The 21,978-nt window shown below is 41.0% G+C and carries 20 protein-coding genes and 1 pseudogene; 13 read left to right on the forward strand and 8 right to left on the reverse strand.

Translation table 11 applies throughout. From position 1 onward, the window contains the following. Window positions 1-13: 13 nt before the first annotated feature. A complete protein-coding gene (locus tag L6494_RS02740) occupies window positions 14-682 on the reverse strand; it encodes a hypothetical protein (protein WP_237991337.1) in 669 nt (222 codons plus the stop codon). A 556-nt stretch (window positions 683-1,238) separates the two neighbouring features. On the opposite strand from L6494_RS02740, the gene L6494_RS02745 reads away from it, so the two are divergent. Next, on the forward strand, window positions 1,239-3,182 hold the full coding sequence (locus L6494_RS02745; RefSeq protein ID WP_237991338.1) for a DNA polymerase III subunit gamma/tau: 1,944 nt from the start codon (window positions 1,239-1,241) through the stop codon (window positions 3,180-3,182). Between the two features lie 59 nt (window positions 3,183-3,241). On the opposite strand, the gene xseB is transcribed toward L6494_RS02745, so the two are convergent. Further along, entirely contained in the window at window positions 3,242-3,475 is a 234-nt protein-coding gene (gene xseB, locus L6494_RS02750; protein WP_237991339.1) for an exodeoxyribonuclease VII small subunit, read from the reverse strand. A 197-nt stretch (window positions 3,476-3,672) separates the two neighbouring features. Further along, window positions 3,673-4,893 (reverse strand): exodeoxyribonuclease VII large subunit, encoded by a 1,221-nt coding sequence (gene xseA, locus L6494_RS02755; protein WP_237991340.1) that lies wholly within the window; start codon window positions 4,891-4,893, stop codon window positions 3,673-3,675. 65 nt (window positions 4,894-4,958) lie between these two features. On the opposite strand from xseA, the gene L6494_RS02760 reads away from it, so the two are divergent. After that, window positions 4,959-5,435 carry an Rpn family recombination-promoting nuclease/putative transposase gene (locus tag L6494_RS02760; protein WP_237991341.1) on the forward strand — a complete coding sequence of 159 codons (477 nt, stop codon included), beginning with the start codon at window positions 4,959-4,961 and terminating at the stop codon, window positions 5,433-5,435. On the opposite strand, the gene L6494_RS02765 is transcribed toward L6494_RS02760, so the two are convergent. After that, window positions 5,397-6,668: a transposase gene (locus L6494_RS02765; RefSeq protein WP_237991342.1), complete on the reverse strand. Its 1,272-nt coding sequence runs from the start codon at window positions 6,666-6,668 to the stop codon at window positions 5,397-5,399. The genes L6494_RS02760 and L6494_RS02765 overlap by 39 nt on opposite strands. A 279-nt stretch (window positions 6,669-6,947) precedes the next feature. Between L6494_RS02765 and L6494_RS02770 the strand changes: the two are divergent. The 7 genes and pseudogenes from L6494_RS02770 to recA form a co-directional block, all read left to right on the forward strand. Continuing rightward, window positions 6,948-7,010, forward strand: a pseudogene (locus tag L6494_RS02770) (hypothetical protein); the annotation flags it as partial. A gap of 54 nt (window positions 7,011-7,064) precedes the next feature. Beyond that, window positions 7,065-7,250 carry a hypothetical protein gene (locus L6494_RS02775; protein ID WP_237991343.1) on the forward strand — a complete coding sequence of 62 codons (186 nt, stop codon included), beginning with the start codon at window positions 7,065-7,067 and terminating at the stop codon, window positions 7,248-7,250. Between the two features lie 432 nt (window positions 7,251-7,682). Then, window positions 7,683-8,294, forward strand: coding sequence for a hypothetical protein (locus tag L6494_RS02780; RefSeq protein ID WP_237991344.1), 612 nt, complete (start codon window positions 7,683-7,685; stop codon window positions 8,292-8,294). Window positions 8,295-8,639: 345 nt separating this feature from the next. Next, window positions 8,640-11,021: a dynamin family protein gene (locus L6494_RS02785; RefSeq protein ID WP_237991345.1), complete on the forward strand. Its 2,382-nt coding sequence runs from the start codon at window positions 8,640-8,642 to the stop codon at window positions 11,019-11,021. A 47-nt stretch (window positions 11,022-11,068) separates the two neighbouring features. Further along, complete coding sequence (locus L6494_RS02790; RefSeq protein ID WP_237991346.1) at window positions 11,069-12,091, forward strand: YjcZ-like family protein; 1,023 nt, start codon at window positions 11,069-11,071, stop codon at window positions 12,089-12,091. Continuing rightward, window positions 12,088-13,095: a patatin-like phospholipase family protein gene (locus L6494_RS02795; protein WP_237991347.1), complete on the forward strand. Its 1,008-nt coding sequence runs from the start codon at window positions 12,088-12,090 to the stop codon at window positions 13,093-13,095. The genes L6494_RS02790 and L6494_RS02795 overlap by 4 nt, the downstream gene beginning before the upstream one ends. Window positions 13,096-13,327: 232 nt before the next feature. Next, a complete protein-coding gene (gene recA, locus L6494_RS02800) occupies window positions 13,328-14,407 on the forward strand; it encodes a recombinase RecA (RefSeq protein ID WP_237991348.1) in 1,080 nt (359 codons plus the stop codon). Window positions 14,408-14,568: 161 nt separating this feature from the next. On the opposite strand, the gene L6494_RS02805 is transcribed toward recA, so the two are convergent. Both L6494_RS02805 and L6494_RS02810 read right to left on the reverse strand, forming a co-directional pair. Beyond that, window positions 14,569-15,309: an FHA domain-containing protein gene (locus L6494_RS02805; RefSeq protein WP_237991349.1), complete on the reverse strand. Its 741-nt coding sequence runs from the start codon at window positions 15,307-15,309 to the stop codon at window positions 14,569-14,571. A 335-nt stretch (window positions 15,310-15,644) separates the two neighbouring features. After that, on the reverse strand, window positions 15,645-17,264 hold the full coding sequence (locus L6494_RS02810; protein WP_237991350.1) for a serine/threonine-protein kinase: 1,620 nt from the start codon (window positions 17,262-17,264) through the stop codon (window positions 15,645-15,647). 484 nt (window positions 17,265-17,748) lie between these two features. Between L6494_RS02810 and L6494_RS02815 the strand changes: the two genes are divergently transcribed. Continuing rightward, entirely contained in the window at window positions 17,749-17,892 is a 144-nt protein-coding gene (locus L6494_RS02815) for a metallothionein (protein ID WP_442947004.1), read from the forward strand. A gap of 139 nt (window positions 17,893-18,031) precedes the next feature. Here L6494_RS02815 and hemL read toward each other — a convergent pair whose 3' ends face one another. Continuing rightward, window positions 18,032-19,330, reverse strand: coding sequence for a glutamate-1-semialdehyde 2,1-aminomutase (gene hemL / locus L6494_RS02820; RefSeq protein ID WP_237991352.1), 1,299 nt, complete (start codon window positions 19,328-19,330; stop codon window positions 18,032-18,034). A 109-nt stretch (window positions 19,331-19,439) separates the two neighbouring features. On the opposite strand from hemL, the gene L6494_RS02825 reads away from it, so the two are divergent. The 3 genes from L6494_RS02825 to L6494_RS02835 all read left to right on the forward strand — a co-directional run bounded on the left by L6494_RS02825 (window position 19,440) and on the right by L6494_RS02835 (window position 21,076). Then, the gene (locus tag L6494_RS02825) at window positions 19,440-19,634 is read left to right on the forward strand and encodes a ChaB family protein (protein ID WP_237991353.1); all 195 of its coding nucleotides are present in this window, start codon (window positions 19,440-19,442) and stop codon (window positions 19,632-19,634) included. Between the two features lie 98 nt (window positions 19,635-19,732). Further along, entirely contained in the window at window positions 19,733-20,383 is a 651-nt protein-coding gene (gene hisIE, locus L6494_RS02830; RefSeq protein ID WP_237991354.1) for a bifunctional phosphoribosyl-AMP cyclohydrolase/phosphoribosyl-ATP diphosphatase HisIE, read from the forward strand. 495 nt (window positions 20,384-20,878) lie between these two features. After that, window positions 20,879-21,076: a DUF2811 domain-containing protein gene (locus L6494_RS02835; protein WP_087538495.1), complete on the forward strand. Its 198-nt coding sequence runs from the start codon at window positions 20,879-20,881 to the stop codon at window positions 21,074-21,076. Between the two features lie 172 nt (window positions 21,077-21,248). Here the strand turns inward: L6494_RS02835 and L6494_RS02840 are convergent, their stop codons facing one another. Next, entirely contained in the window at window positions 21,249-21,965 is a 717-nt protein-coding gene (locus L6494_RS02840) for a response regulator transcription factor (RefSeq protein WP_237991355.1), read from the reverse strand. Between the last annotated feature and the right edge of the window lie 13 nt (window positions 21,966-21,978).

Here is a 21,978-nt window from a genome sequence, read left to right on the forward strand (position 1 = left end):
AATTTTGAATTGATCAATCAGTATTTGATTCACTAGCCGCATAGTATTGATTGACTAATGTCTCAACAATCACTTGGGGATCATCTGTTTCAATGGACAGTTGTTCAGCCATTTGCTGCCGTAAGTTTTCATCTTGTTGCAACATCACAAACAACTCATCAAGGGTGACGGTTTGTAATTCTTCCTCTGGAGAAGCTTCTGGAGTTGATTCGTTATCCATTTGTGGTATATTTGTACTAACAGCGTCAGGACCTTCATATTCCCAGATGGGTTCACCCTGATTGCGGGTTAGCATCTGCATACCAGTGTCATAGGCTACATCTCCTATTTCTCCTACGCCCAACTCACCTAGTTGCACTAATCGCGCGGCTAATTCATTGTTGGGGGAGGGTGATGCTAGCAATTTTTCCCCAAACTGCTTTAACCACTGTATCCACCGTTCAGTTGTGACGCGATGCTGAATATTTTGCAGCCACCGTAATGCCCACGTTTGTCCCCGCGCCTGATGTACTCCTTCTAAAAATTCCGTAAACAGAAATTCTAAATCTGTATCGGTGAGGGGTGGTGCAGGTTGTGTTGAGATGTTTTCGCTAACTTTTGCAGGAGTTGATTTTTTACCAAACAAACCTTGAAAAAGTCTTTTAAACCACTGGATTAGCCGCCTGAGCATTTGCTGTACCATCTACTATTGTTTTCTTTGAGATTTTAGCGATCGCCTAGGGTGGGGCGAAGCCCAACACCTACAGTAGACGCTTGTGCCGCCATAGCACTGTACCGTCGCTTTACGCCGATCAATAAAATGTATATAAGTGAGTCAGTTTTATTGTCTCTTCTAGGTTATGCCACAGTCGTCAAGATGAGGGGTAAAGTTTAAAATGCTTTAACCATAGATTTAGTGCTGAGTGCTGAGTGCTGAGTTATGAGTTATGAGTTATGAGTTCAGGACTTACGCACAGAGGTTATTTGTGAAGAAGGGGTGTAAGGGTATGAGGGTGTAGGGGTGTAAGGGTTTTGAACACCTACACCCCCACACCCCTATACCCCTATACCCCCGCCCAAACCCTTGATTATTCGTATCACTGCGTAAGTCCTAGAGTTATGAGTTATGAGTTATGAGTTATGAGTGGGGATAGAAACGGATTCTTACTCAACCGCTAAGTTTAGTCAAAAGAGTAAAACTGGTATACTTGTCAGGCTTTTGGCTTTGTCAACTACCAAAGGCATAGAATTTTTGATCCATGTCTTACGAACCCCTGCACCACAAGTATCGCCCAAAGAGTTTTGCTGAACTGGTGGGGCAAGAAGCGATCGCTACCACTCTGATTAATGCTATCCGTACAGCTAAAATTGCCCCCGCTTATTTGTTCACTGGCCCTAGAGGAACGGGTAAAACTTCTAGTGCGCGTATTTTGGCTAAGTCTCTCAATTGTCTCAAAGGTGATCAACCCACGGCTGAACCCTGTGGCGTTTGTGATGTTTGTCAAGGCATTACCAAGGGTTACTCTTTAGATGTAATTGAAATTGACGCTGCCAGTAACACTGGTGTCGATAATATCCGCGAATTGATTGAAAAAGCCCAATTCGCCCCTGTGCAGTGTCGTTATAAAGTTTATGTGATTGATGAATGCCATATGCTCAGTAGTGCGGCATTCAATGCGCTACTTAAGACATTAGAAGAACCACCTAGGCACGTAGTCTTTGTACTAGCGACAACCGACCCACAACGGGTATTACCAACAATTATTTCGCGCTGTCAAAGGTTTGATTTTAGACGAATTGAGTTAGGGGCGATGGTGAAGCATTTAAGTGCGATCGCCTCCAAGGAAAATATTAGTATTTCACAAGAAGCTGTAACCCTAGTAGGTCAACTGTCCCAGGGAGGATTACGGGACGCGGAAAGTCTCCTTGACCAGTTGGCTTTATTACCGGGGGAAGTGAACCCGGAAAGAGTCTGGGATTTAGTTGGTGCAGTCAGTGAACAGGATTTGCTGGGATTATTAAATGCGATCGCCCAAGATAACCCAGAAGCAGTATTAGAACGAACTCGCCAAATTTTAGATCGTGGTCGAGAACCCCTCACTATTCTGCAAAATCTCGCCGCCTTCTACCGCGATTTACTCATAGCTAAAACCGCACCTAATCGTCCTGATTTAGTCGCTTGTACCCAACAAACCTGGAAAGCACTAGTTGAGTCCGCCCAGTCTTTACCGATAACTAATATTCTGCTGGGTCAAAAACACCTACAAACATCAGAACTGCAAATTAAAAACACTACCCAGCCACGATTATGGCTAGAGGTGACATTACTAGGATTATTACCCAGTGCGAATATTCAGCCAGTCGCTACAGGGATATTACCCGTAATATCACTTAGCGATCAGCGTTCATCAGTACCCCCACAAATCCCACCTCAAAAAGTAGCCCCAGCAACGCCACCGCCTCCACTTTCTTCTGTTCCTCCATCACGTCCCCCCATCCCAGAGGAAAAAGTAGCCCCTCCTACGTCATCTTCCCCGCCTCCCTCCATCCCAGAAGAGAAACCCTTACCACCTACGGAAGAAACTGTTGAGACAGCAGAATTTGATTTAGCTCAAATTTGGCAGCAGGTATTGAGTAATATTCAGCAAATACCCAGACGCGCCTTGTTAGGTCAAATGTGTCATTTGATTGAATTTGATGGTGCTGTAGTGCGTGTTGGTGTCAGACCTGTGTGGTTTGACAAAGTGAAATCTGATTTACCGATGATTACGGCTGCTTTTCAACAGACATTCAATCGAGAAATTCAAGTCAGTCTAGAAAAAGCTAATACATCGACTCCCCCTAGTGCGAAGAAAACACCGCCAACTAACGGTAACGGTTCTCACACCGTCAAGCAGTCACCCCCACCTACTTACAACAACCACAAACCACCAGCAGCCACACCACCGCCACCAGCAGCCACACCCACCCCAGCTAAACCCGAACCAGCAGCCAAATTTACAGGCGGCGCGAAAACACCCACACCCCCACCTAGCCCACCACCTCTAGCCAGTTGGGAAACAGATGAAGTTGCGATCGCAGCCCAGCGTCTAGCACAATTTTTTGATGGGCAAATAATCCGATTTACAGATGAAGGTGAAGACATATCAGAAACCAGTACATCTGAATGGGCAGATGACGCAGTAGATGATGATGATTTTTAAGGGTATAGAGAAAAGTTCAAGTTATTACTCATTACTCATTACTCATTACTCATTACTCACTACTCATCACTCAAAGTTTCAATTAATAAATTAACCTGCTTTTGTCTCTGCTGTAAAAAAGTTTCACATTGCTGCAAGTATTCAACTGCATTAGCAAACTGATCAAATACAGCTTCTAACTCTAAATTACCCGATTCAATCTGAGCGATAATTTTTTCTATTTCTGCTACTTTTTCCTCATAATTCCAGTCGGGTAAAGCTTCAGAATTAGATGATGTTTTACGTCTAACCATTTATTTTGTCTTGATTTTTAACCAGTGAATTGATAACTTTTTACTAACATTAAACCACAGATAAATCCCCATGATTTAGCAAAAATTGATCTACCAAATATTCAGTAGGGTGTGTTACGGCACAAGATAAATAAAAATAGCGAAAATCAATATTTTTGCCCTAACGCACCATTAATATTGGTGCATTGCGCGACCATTTATTTATCATCTACTTCCACCACCTTCACCTTCACTTTACCTTGTGCCAATTGCAGCAATAATTCTTCCCCTACAGTCAGTTCACGAGCAGCACGGGCGATCGCACCATTTTCTTGTCTGACTACAGCATAACCACGCTGTAACACGGCTTTGGGGTCGAGAGTGGCTAACTTTTGCCGTAATAATTCTAAATGTTGTTGTGCTTGCTGCGATCGCCCTTTAGTGAGTTGCAGCAATCGTTGACGTTCCCAAGTCAGTTTTTGAACTTCTTGGTGTACTTGTCTATCTAAACGCAGATTTCGCAACCGATGGCGCAAGGTTTGCAGTTTATAAGCAGCTTGACTCTGAGAAGCTAGCAACGCATCATATAAAGCATCAAATCGCTGCCGATGCTGAGTATACAACTCTGACAGAGAAGGGACAACAGTTTCCGCCGCCGCCGTGGGTGTATGTACACACACATCCGCCGCTAAATCTGTTAACGACTCATCCCGTTGATGACCAATCCCCGTAATTACTGGTATAGAACAATCAGCCACCGCCCTAACTACTCGTTCATCATTAAAACAAGCCAATTCCTCCACTGCACCCCCACCCCGCGATAAAATTAATACCTCCGCGCGTCCATCTCGTTCTACGCGTTCAATAGCTTTAACAATCGAGTCTGCTGCTTGCTCACCTTGGACTGTAGCGGGTGAAAATAAAATCTGTAACCCTGGATATCTTTGCTTGAGGGTTCTTTGAATATCTCCCCAAGCCGCCGCCGTTGGAGATGTGACAACAGCGATCGTTTGAGGATGCAGAGGAAGCGATCGCTTTCTAGCAACATCAAATAAACCCTCAGCTAGCAAGCGATTACGCAACTGTTGATAGCGCAGTGCTTGCAAACCCTCACCAGCCGGTAAAGCTTGCCATACTGTTAATTGATACTCTCCTCTTTGGGGATATAAGCGAATACTACCTAAAATAATGATTTGTTCCCCAACAGTAGGTAGCTGCATTAGTTTATTAACTTGACTATTCCACGTCACACACTTAATTGAGGCTGTGCGATCGGGGTCTTGTAGGGTGAAAAATAACCCACTCCGATGCTGATTTGCACTCGATACTTCACCAATTACCCAAACTTGTCGCAGGATAGGATTTTCTTCTAACAGGACTTGGATATATTCGGTGATTCCTGCTACAGATAAAGTGGTATCAGGAAAGTCAAGATTCATATTATTTCAACCCACTATGCACTTAGAATCAACATAACGCCTTTCTTCTACATCCAGCATTTACAGTGAAGACTGACAGTATTTTTTATCAATTATTTGCTGAGTTTCCTAGTATTTTCTTTGAGTTAATCGGATACTCTGCCAATCATGCTCAAGGTTATCAATTTCGTTCAGTAGAAATCAAACAAACAGCTTTTCGCATTGATGGAGTATTTCTACCAACAGCCAACAATCCCGATCAAACCGTCTATTTTTGCGAGGTGCAATTCCAAAAAGATGAATTGCTATATCATAGGGTATTTGCAGAGCTATTCTTCTATATAGACCAAAATCCAGATATTTATGACTGGTATGTCGTGATTATCTACCCCAAACGTTCTCTAGAACCAAATAAAACTAGATTACATCAAATATTGTTAGACAGTCCCCAAGTTCAAAGAGTATATCTGAATGAAATCGAACCAACCGCCCAGACCTTGGGTATCGATATCAGTGAACTACTCCTAGTTGCCTTGTCTGCGACACGCTGCGCGAACGGCTGAACTAGGAGCTTCTGTAATCGCGGGGGAGTGCCTGAACTTAGACTTTCGCCCAAGAACAGGACTTACCTCCCCTCCTACAGCAGAGACGGCTGAACCTTCCGCCTTGATCATTCTGATGCCCTCTGCTCTAATATTTATCGCTGCGTTTCCATCCCTGTCATGATGAGTATTGCAGTGAGGACAAGTCCACTCACGGACATCCAATGACAACTCACTAAGTTGATAGAAACAATTAGAGCAGAGCTTGGAACTGGGAAACCACCTATCAATTTCAATCAACTTCACGCCTCTGCGCTCTAGCTTATAGGCTAGAAAGTTGGTGAATGTTCCCCAGCCCACATCAGATATTGATTTTGCCAACTTGTGATTACGATAGCGAAGCGTTAGCGAGTCTTCGAGCGTCACCATGCCTTTGACATGAAGATTCTCTACTATGACAGCTTGGCTATCGCTGACTAACTTATAACTAAGTTTGTGCAGAAAATCTTGCCGCGAATTACTAATTCGCTCGTACACCTTGGCAACAACTCTTCTATATCTATTTCTTGATTTACTTCCTTTTTGTTTACGCGCTAATTTTTTCTGTTTGCGCTTAAGATTTTTTTCATGCTTTGCAAGGTGTTTAGGATTATCATATTTGGAAACATGAACACCGTCGGTTACAACAGCGAAGTGCTTCAACCCTAAGTCAATGCCGTAAATTTTACCCTCTGAAACAGCAGGGTTTTCTCCTTCTACCTCAGTGAGTATAGATGCAAGATATTTCCCTGACGGCGTTTTACTCACAGTAACAGTTTTTATTATCCCCTCAATCGCTCTGTGTATTTTGGCTTTGACTATCCCGATATTTCCGGGGAGCTTGACATCACCATTTACAACCAATACGTTTTGAGGATATTGAATAGACTGTTTTCCAAACTTAGACTTGAACTTAGGAAATCCAGCACGTTTTGCAAAAAAGTTTTTGTAGGCGGTGGTTAGATTGAGTGTTGTAGCCTGTAAAACTTGACTGTAACAATCAGATAACCACACCGTATCTTCGGCTTTTTTGAGTGCAGGTAAAAATGCGTTGAGTGCTGCACGGCTAAGTCCTTTCCCCGTTTCCTTATAAGTCTCAATTGACTTATTTAGAGCGTAGTTCCACCACCAACGAGCGCAGCCAAAAGCCTGTGCTAATTGAATTTGCTGCTCAACTGACGGATATAAACGGACTTGCACAACCTTGTGTAACACTCAACATCACCTCCTTGATATCTGTACTCTACCATAAATGTGTATTGTGGTAAAATACTCAAATAAAATAAAATAATTGGGGATTCGTCATACATCTGGAATTTGTTTTTGCATAAGCAAAAAATCAATTCCAGATGCAATCCTCACTTCGTGACGCTCCGCGAACATCCCCCGCTCCCTATCCCCACCTTATGAGTACATTGAAGGTGGGGACTTCCGCGACACCTTAAATTAGTAGTAGAACCAGAAGCAACTGCACCTAACCGTGCTAGAGAACTGATCACTAAAACTAGACAAGAAATAGCAGACCGTTTCTCTAGCCAAGCCATCATAGATTTAATCGAAACGATCATAGTTTACAAATTTCCTCTATTAAGCCGCCAAGAGATAGAAAATATGTTGAAACTGAACGCCCTCAAACAAACTAGAGTTTATCAAGAAGCCTTAAACGAAGGTAGAGAAGAAGGTAAGCTAGAGGCTGTGCCGTTGCTGTTAAAAGCAGGAATCAGTGTAGAAGACATCGCTAAACAGTTAGACATTAACATTGAAGCCGTGAGGAAAATTGCACAACAACAGACTTGACACAGGTATTTAGCCACATACAACTCAGAGGGCGATCGCTCTTGATTTGGCAAAAGCGATGTCTGGCGACAAGAAGCTCTGCTTTTACGCTTTTGACGAATATCAATCTCCATCTCGACTCAGTACCAACTAGGACTTACGCAATAACGCTCTGAAACTCTTATTTCTCCGTGTCCTCTGTGTCCTCTGTGGTTCGTTTTTTCATGATTTTGCGTAAGTCCTGCCAACTTTAAAAAATCGTCTGATTATGATAATTCAACCAAATTTTACGGGAATACTGATAAATGGAAACCTAAGTATTTCTCGGATATCATTATGTTTGGACTGATACTGTTGGCGGTTGTAATACCTTTATTTATGCGTTTGTAACACTTTTGCCAACAGTTTCATACAATATCTTCCAGTAATTTTATCTTCTCTAAATAACTAAATATGAGTATTTTCAACAAAATTACAGCAACTTTTCAGGAGTCTAAAGAATTTCTAAAAAGAAGTTTAGAAGAATACATTATGTTTAGCTCAGAAGCTAAACAGTTGATTTTGAAAAAAAAAGTGATTTTACTTCTCTGTCAACAAGCCGAATCTAGAGTTGAGCAATTAAAAAGCTTAGAACCAGACTTTGAGGAGGGGCTTATTGCAACAATAGAATACAATAAAGTTCAAGTAAAATTACATTTCACTCCTGAGAAAATAACTCTTAATAAAGAGTATATTGAAGGAGAACTTCGCTTATTAAAACCTCCTCAGTTTGACACTGAGTCGATAGTTTACCGTTACCTGATTGCAGGTTGGAAAACATTTTTGGGAGGTAAACTTCCCAATGGGGCTTTGCCAAAAGAAGTTAGAATTGAAAATAATAAGGTTTACTATACTCTTCCTAGAAATCAATTGCAGCTTTTAGATTCCCTGTTCCATAGTCTTGAAAATGGTTCTGCTTTGATGACTAACCTTAAACAAGGGGATTTAACTATTGAAACTTCAGTAGCTTTGAGTTGGAATAATGTCAAACTTCAAAATCTGGTTCAATTTCTGAATTTAAAATAGGCATAAAAATAGAGAAATAATTTTTAGTTCTCTTTTAATAATAGCCACAAGGAAGTTATAGAGATAGAGAGCATTAGCTCTCAAAACTCTTGATATTGCTTGCCTGGTAATTTATCCCATTATCAAAGGATTCAGAACTTAGGTTATTCACTAAAACTAAATAACTAGCGTTTACAGTTAAAAATGGTGCTGGATGAATTGCATCAATCCTCGCTATTGGCTAAATACTTCAGCACAGATGTAAAAGGCTCTGTCCCATTTACAGTATTTTTACTATTTCCATTGTCATTCTTATTAAGCCAGAATCTTCATTAGTATACTGAAAAACGCTAATATAAAAAGATTATGGTTGCTGAAGTGCTGAAGCCGAATGTACAAGATTTGCAAACAGATGTAATCGACTTACTGGAGCAAATAAGTGAACTAATGAATCGTGCTAGTACAGCACTGAGTTCTGATACATCCGGGAATAAATACGCAGAATTTGAGCAACAAATTAGAGACGAAGCTAAAAAAGTAAAGCATCTTGAGTTGAGAATGGCGATTGTTGCGCCAATGAAAGCAGGTAAGTCAACTATTACGAACGCCATCATTGGACAGGAGATTTTGCCAAGTCGTAACTCAGCTATGACAACGCTTCCCACAGAAATTATATTGAATGCTGAGTTGACAGAGCCAGTTTTACATCTGAGTGCAGAGGTATTATCAGTTTTTCAAGAAACACTATTAGCTTTACGCAATAAAATTGAAGATTTAGGAATGGAGACAGTGCAAGAAAAACTTGCTCAATATCCACATTTGGCTAAAATGCCACAGCAAATTCAACAATGGGTAGGACTAACAATTACAGCCGAAAGTAAAGGGTGTGACCATATCATTAACACTCTAACTAGCTTAAATGATATTGTTCGTCTGTGCAGTATCCTAGACCCACTTGCAGACCCCATACAATACTTAACAGATACTCCTAGAATTTATACTCCTTTTTGGCAGTTAGACAAAACAAAACAACAACCAAAGCTTGGTAATTTGGTAATTGTAGATACGCCTGGACCAAACGAAGCAGGAGAAAATCTTCGCCTAAAGAATGTAGTTGCTGAACAACTTAGTAAAAGTTCAATTGTTTTGATTGTTTTAGATTTTACGCAGTTAAAAAATGAAGCTGCTGAGAATGTGAGAAAAGATGTTCAGAAAGTAATTGAATTGCGAGGCAAAGATAATTTATATGTGTTGATTAACAAAGTTGACCAACGCCAAGAAAAAGATATGACTCCAGAACAGGTACAACAGTTTGTTGCTGCTGAATTTGGCATTGGTGATTCTGGTGATACTGGTAGAGTATTTGAAATATCAGCAAGGAGAGCGTTTACTGCTGCTAGCTTTTTATTAGAATTGCAGCACAATCCAAATATTAATCTTGCTGATATGAAGACAGCAAAAGCACTTGCTGAACAGGTATTTGGTATTGATTGGGAAGAAGACTTTGAGGAAGCTACAGCACGTGATTTACAGACTAAAGCAGAGAGGCTTTGGAAAAAATCAGGGTTTGACCCATTTTTAAATGGTGCAATTACAGCACTTATGGCAGAAGCCGCACCTCGTTGTTTAAAATCATCTTTGAAAGTTGCTCATGGTCGCCTTTTAGAACTGAGTAATGATGTTCAACTTCGCAGCAGTGCTATCAATGCAGATGAAGTAAAAATCAGACAAGAAGTTGGTGAATTGGAAATAGATTTGCAATCTATAGAACAATGTCGGCATCAGCTACAAGAAATAGATAGTATTAAATCAAATCTTTACAAACGGCTTGAAAAAATACTTGAAGATATCAAAAAACAAGTTCAAGACAGCCTTAAAACATATTTCTATGAAGAGGAATATCAACGGGCAGACAATATCAAAAAAGGAGGTATGATTACCCAAAGTTTTTTTAGCTGGGCTTCTAAAAAATTCAATTTTGTTGAGATAAAATCTGCATCTAGCGGTATAATTGAATTTACAAGTATGCAAAAAGCAGAACATTTCGGAGAACAAGCAATCGCTTCTGCTAAATCTAGCATTATAGAACCTTTCTTAGAAAATGTTCGTCAACAAGCTAAAAAAGAAATTAAGCAATCGCGTCAAAAAATACAAGACTCATTAGAGACTGAAACTAAGCCTATTATTGAGCGTGCGCGTCAAAGGTTAAACGAAAATTTTCATGTTAATTTATCTTTGCCAACACCAAACCTAGAGAATGAGAGTGCTGGTAATATTCAAGTAAGGATCAGCCAGAAAACAAAATTGGTAGATCAAGGCTATGAAACAAAAGTAATTGAAAAGCGAGATTTTTGGCATTGGTTTGGGCTAGTCAAGAAAAAAGAATACATAAGTGTCAAACTACCAGATAAAAAAGAAGATTACTATATTGTTTCTCTGCCAGAAATAGTTGATAAATCTAATCAGCTAATTGAGGATAGCATTAAAAATATCAAAGGAGGAATCAATAAATATTTAGATGAAGACTTTAAACAACATATTGATAGGTTTTTTGCAGAGCTTGATAGTTACTTGAACAATTACCGTGATACTTTATTACAGGCACAACAAGACCAAAAAAAACAGACAGAAGAGAGACAAAAATTAGTCAGTGAACTTAAGTCATTACAAACTGAAGCTAGCCAAAATATCGAAAAAGCAGATAGTTATCTGCAACGTACAAGTGACTTGATAAGGGATAAGAAATGAACAATCTTTTCTCTCCACACAATTCAAATATGAGCGGGGCTGGCAAGATGAACACCCCACACGACAAAAAGATTGATATTTCTAGCCCATTTGCTACAAGTCTTGAGGAACTTCAGCGTCGAGTTCCTGTTGTTGGTGACAAAGCCTTAATTGATCTAATAAACGGTATTCAAGTTAGCAAAGATATCATCCGCTATCGCAAGAATCGGGGATTTATTGGACAGCTAATTGATCAAATTGATGGCAGTGATAATAAACGTAAACTCCTGCTTGATGGTAACTTAATTGCTGGTCAAGAAGCACTATGTAATTGGGTTTTAGAACTTACTGATTCACTTCGCATCAGTCAAGTTGCTCTGGAAGTTACCCAAAATTCTTTACTAGAAGCCCGTGACGCGATTCGTCAACAAAAACAGAGGTTACAGAACCAAGAAGACGCACTAATTCAACTTAGCCACCAACTCAATCTATTAGCTCAAAAAATTACCACAAGACTGAACAATATTGAAGCAAGATTGCGTAAATTAGAAGTGCGAGTGGCTGCTAATGAAGATTTTGATTATATTGTTACTGCTTGGACTGCTGGACAAACTTATACAAACCTTCCTTGGGCTGTGCAAGTTGCTTTATTAGCGCGGGAAGTGTTCAGCAGTTCTGTAATTAAGTATGAACTAGAAACAGGTGATCAAGAGCGTTTGCGGCGGTTGTTGGTGAATAAAATTTTGTCCACAAGTAAACAACTTCCTAACAGTTTCTTTGGACTTGGTGATTTATTAGATCAATCTTGGTCAACAATGACAAAAAATGACCGAGAATTAACTGCTGGTTTGCTCGAAATTCGTTCTACTCCACATCAGCGATTAATTAATACACCCTACTTATTTGTAATTGGTACAAGTTTGGAATTAGCCACACTACCAGAAGAAGCTAGACCTATTAAACCAGGACAAAGCGCGATCGCACTCTGTCGCGCTCAAATTGACAACATATCTCGTACCACCGATGCACAGGAATTTATCACTGCTGTTGTCCAAGAAACCGCTAACGATTGCCTAGCCATGATACGATGAAACCTGCTAACCCTACATTTGGACTTGTACTCACTGGCGGAGGAGCAAAAGGAGCTTATCAAGCTGGTGCATTAAAATATATCGCCGAAATCGGTCTAGTCCCTCAAATCATTGCTGGAACTAGCATTGGCTCTCTTAATGGTGCTGTCCTTGCATCCTATCGCACCTTTACCGAAGCAGTACAGCAGCTTAATCAACTCTGGGATCAGTTGGCTCAAGTAGAGATTTTACGTCCTCATACGGGTACAATTCTCCGTACACTCAGTTACACTACTCAAGCTTTTGTCCCAACATTGCGAATATGGACACTTGATTTCTTACTAAAACAAGGATTATTGCAAGACTCTACCGCCATCTTTGACCCTGCGCCTATTGAGCAATTATTACGACAAACTGTTAATCCTGATAACTTGCGCCGTGGGATTGAATTATGGGTGACAGTCTTTCCCTCCCTGAACATTCCAGGTTTGGGTAACAATTTGCTGGTTGATTTGATTCGCGCACGCACCGGGACAGATGTTCATTGGCTATGTGTACAAGATTTCACAGATGATGAAACTCTCTACAACGTGCTTCTAGCAAGTGCAGCCCTTCCCCTAGCCTTTCCCAGTCGCAAGATAAATGGCCAGGCTTACGTTGATGGTGGTTTAGCTGATAATGTTCCTTTAAAAGCTTTAGCTGCGCGTGGCTGTACTCATGCGATTATCATTCATCTGCAAAATGGAGTACATTGGAATCGCCACGACTTTCCAGAACAAAGCATCATCGAAATTAGACCAGAATTACCAATCAATAAATCGGATACGCCAATCATTGGCTTAATTGATACTTTCTTAGATTTCAGTGCTGAACGCCTAGCAGAACTGCAAAAGCGTGGATATGAAGACGCGAAGCGTTGTTTAACTCCCATCATCCAGGCCTTTAGCACGCTGAAACATCAACGTCAATCTCATGACAACCTTATAAACTCAACTCAGCGTTTACTCAATGACTCTCCCCTATAACCGCCATCTCCTTAGTGTCCCTCTGCGTAAATCAGAGTTCAAAATCTTACCTTTTTCAAAATTTTTACAATGCCCCTACCCCAATCACGTAGCAATCAGGTTAGGATCTTGTCACAGTTACTTTTTAATTTGAGAAGTCCTATTACAGAAATTTCCGGCTAAAATAGTATATCTGTTCTACTCAAACTCTAAACCCCACACATCTTAAATCCATATACTTATAGAGGCACGAATGGCTATCAATACCGATACTTCCGGCAAGCAAAAAGCTCTAACGATGGTACTTAACCAGATTGAGCGCAGCTTCGGTAAAGGAGCAATCATGCGCCTGGGGGATGCTACCCGGATGCGGGTAGAGACAATTTCCACAGGGGCGTTGACTTTGGATTTAGCATTGGGTGGTGGTTTACCCAAGGGACGGGTAATTGAGATTTATGGGCCGGAAAGTTCCGGTAAGACGACTGTAGCACTGCACGCGATCGCAGAAGTACAAAAAGAAGGTGGCATTGCTGCTTTTGTAGACGCAGAACACGCCCTTGACCCTACCTATGCTGCGGCTTTAGGTGTAGATATTCACAATCTCCTGGTTTCTCAACCTGACACCGGTGAAGCAGGCTTGGAAATAGTTGACCAATTAGTACGTTCCGCCGCCGTTGACATTGTAGTTATTGACTCAGTAGCAGCCTTAGTTCCCCGCGCCGAAATTGAAGGGGATATGGGTGATGCTCACGTTGGTTTGCAAGCCAGACTGATGAGTCAAGCTCTACGTAAAATCACTGGCAATATTGGTAAATCTGGTTGTACCGTCATCTTTATTAACCAGTTACGCCAAAAAATTGGTGTCACCTACGGTAGCCCTGAAACTACTACCGGTGGTAACGCGTTGAAGTTTTACGCGTCAGTGCGCTTGGATATTCGCCGGATTCAAACCTTGAAAAAGGGTACAGATGAATTTGGCAACCGCGTTAAAGTCAAAGTTGCTAAAAATAAAGTTGCACCACCTTTTAGAATAGCGGAATTCGACATTATTTTTGGGAAAGGAATTTCTACTATAGGTTGTCTAGTGGATTTAGCCGAAGAAACTGGTATTCTTGTTCGGAAAGGAGCTTGGTACAGTTACAATGGCGATAACATTTCCCAAGGTCGAGATAACGCTATTAAGTACCTAGAGGAAAAGCCAGATTTTTCTGAACAAATTAAGAAACTAGTGCGAGAAAAATTAGACAAGGGCGCAGTTGTTTCGGCAAATTCTGTGGCTAAAGTCAATGAAGAAGATGAAGAAGATGAAGATATTGATGCAGAGGAAGAATAGAATTTAATTCAAAATCTGGCTATTGATGAACAAGATTACTCTAAATAAGAGTAATCTTTTTTTTCGTTCGTAGTCAGGATTTTAGTCCTGATATTTTTCGGGTAGCGTTTTGTTATACATATTCAACAAATCTCTCCTAGAAGAAAGGACTAAAGTCCTTACTACAAACCAACATTAAAGTTTGTTGGTTGTTGAAAATATCTGTCTAAAATTTCTGATTTTTGCTGTTCATGTAAACCATCCCGCCCGTATTCTAATCTACCCCAAGCACAATCTAGAGAAATTTGTAAAGTCTCATCAAGGTTTGCTAGTTCAACTTGCTCTTGACAAGCAGTATTATCACTTAATTTCTGTTGTTTAATATCTGCTGGTAGTGGAATTAATTGGGCGAGTAAATCGGTTGGTAATGTTGGTAAAATACGACTTTGATGACTTAAGAAGAAATTAAAAGTCAAGCTTCCTAAACGAATGCGATCGCCATCTTTAAGTTTGACTGGTTGATAGACAGTTTCACCATTGACAGAAGAACCATTTGTACTGTGAAAATCTACTAAGTAAAAGCCTTGATTCTCAATGTACTGAATGGCGGCGTGATAACGAGATAAATGTTGATCATCAGTGCGTATACCATTACTGCGATCGCGGCCTATTGTCCAAACCTGTTGCTGTTGTTGGAGAGTTTGCGTCTGATTGTTACACAGATTAGTAATCACATAAACAGATGAATCATCTACAACGCCCTGCACATAACGCAATTTTAGCTCTGTCAATGAAGGCTGATAGATATTTTCTAGCTGAAGAATTTCATCTAGAAGATGACCATGACGTTCATATAAAGCTAGAAATACCTGATACAAATTTAAACGCCGCTCTAGTTCCTGGTTTTTAAAATTGGTTTTCATAACTGCAATACTTAAAGCTATTTTTAATAGAACTTATTCCTTAATATTATGATAAATTATTGACAGCTAATTTTCACAGGTGATTTTTATAAAAACTTTAATAAAAGCAACTATTTCTTGTATAGAATAATTGTTCTAAATTTACAAGAAATAATATTACCTTGAAGCAAGAAAAATATATTATGTGAACAATACATTGTTGGGTTACTCTACGAGTTCCCCTAGCCTTCCGCAGGAAAGGCTGCGCCTACCTTCCTCAACCCAACCAATACTCTTATCAGAACAGTATTTACCTGTCACCTGTCACCTGTCACCTATTCCCTCCGTTTTTCACATCACAATAAACCCCGTTTACCATTGGGGCGTACCGTCATCCAATTAGTCTTAGCTAATGCTAGTTGTTCATCAGAAATTTTTGCCCCGGTGAGATTAGCACCACATAAATTCGCGCCTCGGAGATTAGCATTAGTGAGATAAGCATTACTGAGGTCTGCACCTCGTAGGTCTGCGCCTTCTAAATCTGCATGATTTAAGTAAGCTTTAGTGAGATTAGCATCCTTTAAATTGGCACGAGTTAAACTAGCTCTACCAAAATCGCTATTGTGGAGATTAGCTCCTTGAAGATTAGTATTTTGGAATTGACAAGAATGGAAATTGGTAGATGATAAGTCTACACCTTGGAGATTGAGCAAGTTTAAATTATGTAGAGCAAAATCTCGTCTTCCCTTCAAATAGGCTGTTAGTAAAGTTTGGGTATCTAGTCTACGTCCAACTTTAGATTTGGGGCTTTGCGAACTATTGCTGTTGCTATTAGCTGGCGTTGTTGCTTTAGCAGGTGGAACTCCTTGTCGTGTCCCTCCACCATCTAATCGAGTTCCATCGCCGATTTTGGCGCGTCTAGCTCGAATGGCGGCTGCTACCTGTGCTACCCCTAAGCCTGTAGCCCCAACAGAAGGGTTGCTATGCAAAACCGCAGAATCTTCTGGGCGATGGTATGTTGGCTCTTTAGGATTAGGATCTGATTTAACTAGCAATCCACCAGCCAAGCTTTCTAAATATGGCTCTAGCTCCAATGCTTTGAGAACTTCTGTAGCTGAATGATAGCGATTGCGAACAGAGATTTCTAACATTTTTCGCAGAACAAGGATCAAGTGGTCACTGGCTTGTACTAAATGTTCCCACATGACTTCACCCGTGTTGGGATTGTAATCTAGGTCTTTGGGAGTTTTACCAGTTAGAAGATAAACACAGGTGACTCCAAGTGCATAAATATCACTAGCGTAAACTGGACGCATCGCCATTTGCTCTGGAGGTGCGAAACCAGGAGTACCAATTGAATATGCAGTTAGGGCTGTATGTCCTGATTGGTTGCTTGTCGCTTGAGTCACTTGGTTTTTAACCGCGCCAAAGTCAATGAGTACCATTCTCGAATCTTGAGAACGGCGAATTAAGTTGGCTGGCTTGATATCACGGTGAATTACCTTTTGATCGTGGATGTATTTTAATAAAGGGAGAGTTTCGCTTAAAAATTGCTTGACACCCGCTTCGCTAAAAGTACCATTCAGTTTCACCTCTTGCTGGAGGGTCGAACCGCTAATATATTCCTGAACTAAGTAAAACTGTTCTTGCTCCTCAAAATAGTCTAACAATCGTGGTATTTGGGGATGATTCCCAATTTTGCCAAGGGTGTTGGCTTCTCGCGCGAACAGTTCTCGCGCCATATGCAAAACCTGGGGTGCTGTGGTTGAAAGACGTAGTTGCTTGATTACGCAACTTGGTTCTCCTGGCAAAATTTCGTCACGGGCTAAAAAGGTTGCGCCAAAGCCACCCTGACCTAATGGCTTCAATACCCGATAGCGATCGCGCAACAGTAATTGTGACCCACAAGCTTCACACCTTTGGCTATATGCTACATTCTCTGGATTAGGACAGGTCGGATTTATGCAATAGCTCATGCACTGTTAACTCGCTGCACGAAATAATAACCGGTAGCGTTACACTCTACTTTCAATTATTGAGACTTAAAGTCAACTCTTGCTAGGTAACTTTTGCGGTAAATCCTTTAAAGAGTTGCTAAAGTTGAATCTGGTTTATGTAAAGCAATTATCAGGCTAAACAATTTATTATACTTGTACTTCTAAATAGTGTCGAGTCTCTATCTTGTGTTTAAATCAACGACTGCGATCGCATTTTTTGTACGTAATAAAATTCTACATTCGCTCATTTTAATTTATTTTTCAATATAAAGTCTACGTGTTATTACTTAATAAAAACCTCTGAGCTATTTGGATTCAAGTTTTTGATCTGATTAAGCAAATACTTACACTTTATTACTCAATATTTATATTAAAATATATAAATAATACATGAATATATGTTCAGGTATTGTAGTGTAATTACAGGAATATCTGGGAGAAAAATATGACAACCGTAAATCAAATGAAATGCGCCTGTCCCAATTGCCTGTGCATCGTTTCAGTTGAGGATGCAATCAACAAGGACGGGAAATACTACTGTTCTGAAGGCTGTGCAGAAGGGCATAAAACCATCCAAGGATGCAATCACAAAGGATGTGGCTGTTGATTAGTGCTGAAATGAAAGTGCTGTTAGCAGTAGCGGGATGTTGAGCAGTGTTCTAAGTAGAACATACTCAGCACCGGCTAAAAGCCTAGCTACCGCTACCGCTAACACTACTCAGCACTCAGCACTCACTACTCAGCACTTACAGATTAGATAATACATCTCGTGCGATCGCGATCGTTTGGTCAATATCTTCTTCAGTGTGAGCTAAAGAAGTAAAACCAGCCTCAAACTGAGAAGGGGCTAAATAAACACCGCGCTCTAACATACCGCGATGGAAACGGCCAAATTTCGCTGTATCTGACTTTTTGGCATCTTCATAGTTATGTACAGGCCCAGAAGTAAAGAATAAGCCGAACATCGCGCTAATGTTACCGCCGCAAACTGCATGACCAGTTTCTTGAGCCGCTTTTAGTAAGCCATCTGCCAGCCTTTTAGTGATTCGCTCCAGATACTCATAACTACCAGGCTTTTGCAACAATTCCAAGGTTTTAATTCCCGCAGTCATCGCTAGGGGATTTCCCGAAAGAGTTCCGGCTTGATATACAGGGCCAGCCGGGGCAATCATGGACATAATATCGCGGCGACCACCGTAAGCACCTACCGGCAGTCCACCACCAATGACTTTACCCATAGTGGTTAAATCTGGTGTGATGCCAAATTTCTCTTGTGCGCCACCATAGGCAATACGGAAACCTGTCATGACTTCATCAAACACGAGTAACGCTCCATGCTCATGAGTCAGTTCTCGCAGTCCTTCTAAAAAGCCAGCATCGGGTGTAATAAATCCGGCGTTACCCACAACGGGTTCTAGAATCACACCAGAAATCTGATCGGGGTTTTGTTCAAATAAAGCTTTAACTGCTTCTAGGTCGTTATATGGGGCGGTAAGAGTGCTGACAGTCGCTGACTTGGGTACACCTGGAGAATCAGGTAAACCCAGGGTGGCTACACCTGAGCCTGCTTTGACTAAGAACATATCAGCGTGTCCGTGATAGCAGCCTTCAAATTTGATGACTTTCTCACGGTTAGTAAAAGCCCGCATCAGCCGGAGGACAGCCATACAAGCTTCTGTGCCAGAGTTGACGAATCTCACCATTTCGATGCTAGGAACGGCAGCAATTACCATTTCTGCCAGGACATTTTCTAGCACTGAAGGCGCACCGAAGCTAGTACCTTTTTCTAAAGCTTCATGGAGTGCGCTAATCACTTCTGGGTGAGCGTGACCACAAATAGCTGGCCCCCAAGTGCCTACATAGTCGATGTATTGGTTGCCATCTACATCCCAAATATATGCGCCCTTTACCCGATCAAAAACGATGGGTTGTCCGCCTACAGATTTAAAGGCACGAACTGGGGAACTTACTCCGCCTGGCATCAGGTTTTGAGCAGCAGCAAAAACTTCTTGTGATTTTGTGGTTTTAATTGTGGTATTTACCAAGGTTTTCTCCTATCAGTGGGCATTCAAAAAAAGCTCTATCTTAGGATAGGGTTAAATTTTGCCTAGAACTTCTATCGTATAAAATTAACAGAACAAAAAAAATAACAATATGTTATACAAGTCGAATCAAGACTTGCCTTTAGAGATCCGTAGCAAACTATCTGAGGCATCTCAAGACCTTTATCGGGCAGCTTTTAACTCGGCAATTCATTGGTATGGTGAAGTTTCTAAGGCTCATCATGTTGCGTCAAGTGCTGTGAGAATGCAGTCGGCTATGCAAAGGGATGTTGTTTTACAAAAATGATAAATATATTGTGTGGAAAAATCATACCAGTTGAACTATTGATAATGGTATCGTGAAACCAGACATCATTAGATTTACTTTAGAGCAAATTAGCTGGTATGTTTTCTACCGATTCAAACTCATTGCACAACGCCATCCCCGTTGAAGAAATCCGCTACGATGAACGGGGTTTAGTGCCGGCAATTGTCCAAGATTACCTGGATGGCACGGTGTTAATGATGGCGTGGATGAATCAGGAATCGTTACAAAAGACTTTAGACACAAAAGAAACGTGGTTTTGGAGTCGTTCCCGTCAGGAATTATGGCACAAGGGGGCGACATCTGGGCATATCCAAAAAGTGCAAAGTATTCGTTATGACTGCGATAGTGATGCTTTGCTAATTGGGGTAGAGCAACTAGGAGATATTGCTTGTCATACAGGCGAACGCAGTTGTTTTCATCAAGTGGAAGGACAAATCACTGCACCACCTGGGGACACATTATCGCAGGTGTTTCAGGTAATATGCGATCGCCGCGATCACCCTAATGAAAGTTCTTATACCTGCAAGTTATTTGCTGGTGGTGATAACAAGATTTTAAAGAAAATTGGGGAAGAATCGGCTGAGGTCGTGATGGCGTTTAAGGATGATGAGCCGGACGCGATCGCCGGTGAAGTCGCAGATTTGATATATCATACAATGGTTGCCTTAGCTCACCATCAAGTAGATTTAAAGGCTGTTTATCGCAAGCTGCAAGAACGTCGGCGTTAGGAAGTAGTGATAGGGGACAGGGGACTGGGGACTGGGGACTGGGGACTGGGGACTGGGGACTGGGAACAGGTGATAATTTTGTAATTCTTATCATTGAGTCAAATTTTCCTCACTGATTCCACAGGGTTTCCACAGGGATTTTAGGAGTTTTCCACAGATGGTCTACGAGGGGATAGGCACTTGCTGGCTTACTGGGGATTTTTGATTCACGGTGTGAATAAACTGGATGGACTGAGTTTATATTAAGTAATGTAACGAAAATATAGCTAAAATACTGATTATTCCGTTTGCTTTTATTTTTTATACAATCGTTTTTAACATTTCGCAGCATTGACAAACCTACCCCCTCTTGTCGCACAATGATGCGACTAGGTTTTATAGGTTGTGCAAACGTTGACATCAAAACTTACCTCTGAGGTTAGTGTAGATGTTGTCTAAAACTGCTTTACGCCAAGCGATAGTTCGTTTTAACTGAACTTACAGAAGGAAAATCTCATGAACGCAACAGTTAGTATTTTTACAGAAATCCCCGAAACTCTTCATGAATCACTGAAAACTTACTTAGAAGCCCATCCTGATTGGGATCAAAATCGGGTACTGACAGCAGCACTATCATTGTTTTTGCTGCAAAATGGAGACAGCGATCGCCGTGCTGCCCGTGTTTATTTAGAAACTTTGTTCCATCACTGCTAGTTTAAAAATGTTTTGTACCGATTTGCCAAAGGTTCTGTACCATTGAACTCTTCTGTGCTGGTATGAACGGTACTAAGTAATTCAAAATTCAAAGTTGGTAATACAAAAATTTGGGCATGGTATACCATGCCCACTAATTATTCATACATAAATTAGGATGCTGGAAAAGAACTCAAGGATTGGTTTCTAACTGGGAATGAGTTGGACATTCAAATTTATAACCAACTCCACGTACAGTCTGAATTAATGCTGGTTGGCTAGCATCGACTTCAATCTTTTTGCGAATTTGGCCAATATGCACGTCTACAACACGCTGATCACCTACATATTCATAGTCCCAAACTTCTTGAATCAGTTCTGCACGTCGCCAAACTCGACCAGGATGACTAGCTAAAAAATGTAACAAATCAAATTCCAAAGCTGTTAAGGGTACAGATTGGCTATTCAGCGTCACCTCTCGCCGGACTGGATCGATCATCAATTTCTCAAATAGCAAGCGTTTCTGTTCGGCGGTAGTCACTACCCTCTGTCGTCTCAAAATAGCTGCTACTCTGACTTCAAGTTCTCCCAAGCCAAATGGCTTGGTGAGATAGTCATCAGCACCTTTGGCAAAACCGCGAATCTTGTCAGTCTCATCTGTACGGCTAGTCAGCATGAGAACAAAAACACCATTACGACTTTGCATTTCTTGACAGAGGTTAAACCCAATTACGTCTGGCAAATTGACATCAAGAATTACCAAATCTGGGTTAAATTGCTCAAATAATGACAAGGCGGTCTTTCCATCCTCAGCAGCTTCTACCTGATAGCTTTGCTTTAACAAAAAGCGTTGGATTAAATTCCGCACCGCCGGGTCGTCATCAACTACAAGTATCTTGGCAGCAGCCATGACCATCTCTTTA

The organism is Nostoc sp. UHCC 0870, assembly GCF_022063185.1.
In the GTDB taxonomy this organism is placed as follows: domain Bacteria; phylum Cyanobacteriota; class Cyanobacteriia; order Cyanobacteriales; family Nostocaceae; genus Trichormus.

Coding starts and splice junctions, on each gene's coding strand:
- L6494_RS02740 (WP_237991337.1), bottom strand. CDS start 682: ATGGTACAGCAAATGCTCAGGCGGCTAATCCAGTGGTTTAAAAGACTT.
- L6494_RS02745 (WP_237991338.1), top strand. CDS start 1,239: ATGTCTTACGAACCCCTGCACCACAAGTATCGCCCAAAGAGTTTTGCT.
- xseB (WP_237991339.1), bottom strand. CDS start 3,475: ATGGTTAGACGTAAAACATCATCTAATTCTGAAGCTTTACCCGACTGG.
- xseA (WP_237991340.1), bottom strand. CDS start 4,893: ATGAATCTTGACTTTCCTGATACCACTTTATCTGTAGCAGGAATCACC.
- L6494_RS02775 (WP_237991343.1), top strand. CDS start 7,065: ATGTTGAAACTGAACGCCCTCAAACAAACTAGAGTTTATCAAGAAGCC.
- L6494_RS02780 (WP_237991344.1), top strand. CDS start 7,683: ATGAGTATTTTCAACAAAATTACAGCAACTTTTCAGGAGTCTAAAGAA.
- L6494_RS02785 (WP_237991345.1), top strand. CDS start 8,640: ATGGTTGCTGAAGTGCTGAAGCCGAATGTACAAGATTTGCAAACAGAT.
- L6494_RS02790 (WP_237991346.1), top strand. CDS start 11,069: ATGAACACCCCACACGACAAAAAGATTGATATTTCTAGCCCATTTGCT.
- L6494_RS02795 (WP_237991347.1), top strand. CDS start 12,088: ATGAAACCTGCTAACCCTACATTTGGACTTGTACTCACTGGCGGAGGA.
- recA (WP_237991348.1), top strand. CDS start 13,328: ATGGCTATCAATACCGATACTTCCGGCAAGCAAAAAGCTCTAACGATG.
- L6494_RS02805 (WP_237991349.1), bottom strand. CDS start 15,309: ATGAAAACCAATTTTAAAAACCAGGAACTAGAGCGGCGTTTAAATTTG.
- L6494_RS02810 (WP_237991350.1), bottom strand. CDS start 17,264: ATGAGCTATTGCATAAATCCGACCTGTCCTAATCCAGAGAATGTAGCA.
- L6494_RS02815 (WP_442947004.1), top strand. CDS start 17,749: ATGAAATGCGCCTGTCCCAATTGCCTGTGCATCGTTTCAGTTGAGGAT.
- L6494_RS02825 (WP_237991353.1), top strand. CDS start 19,440: ATGTTATACAAGTCGAATCAAGACTTGCCTTTAGAGATCCGTAGCAAA.
- hisIE (WP_237991354.1), top strand. CDS start 19,733: ATGTTTTCTACCGATTCAAACTCATTGCACAACGCCATCCCCGTTGAA.
- L6494_RS02835 (WP_087538495.1), top strand. CDS start 20,879: ATGAACGCAACAGTTAGTATTTTTACAGAAATCCCCGAAACTCTTCAT.
- L6494_RS02840 (WP_237991355.1), bottom strand. CDS start 21,965: ATGGCTGCTGCCAAGATACTTGTAGTTGATGACGACCCGGCGGTGCGG.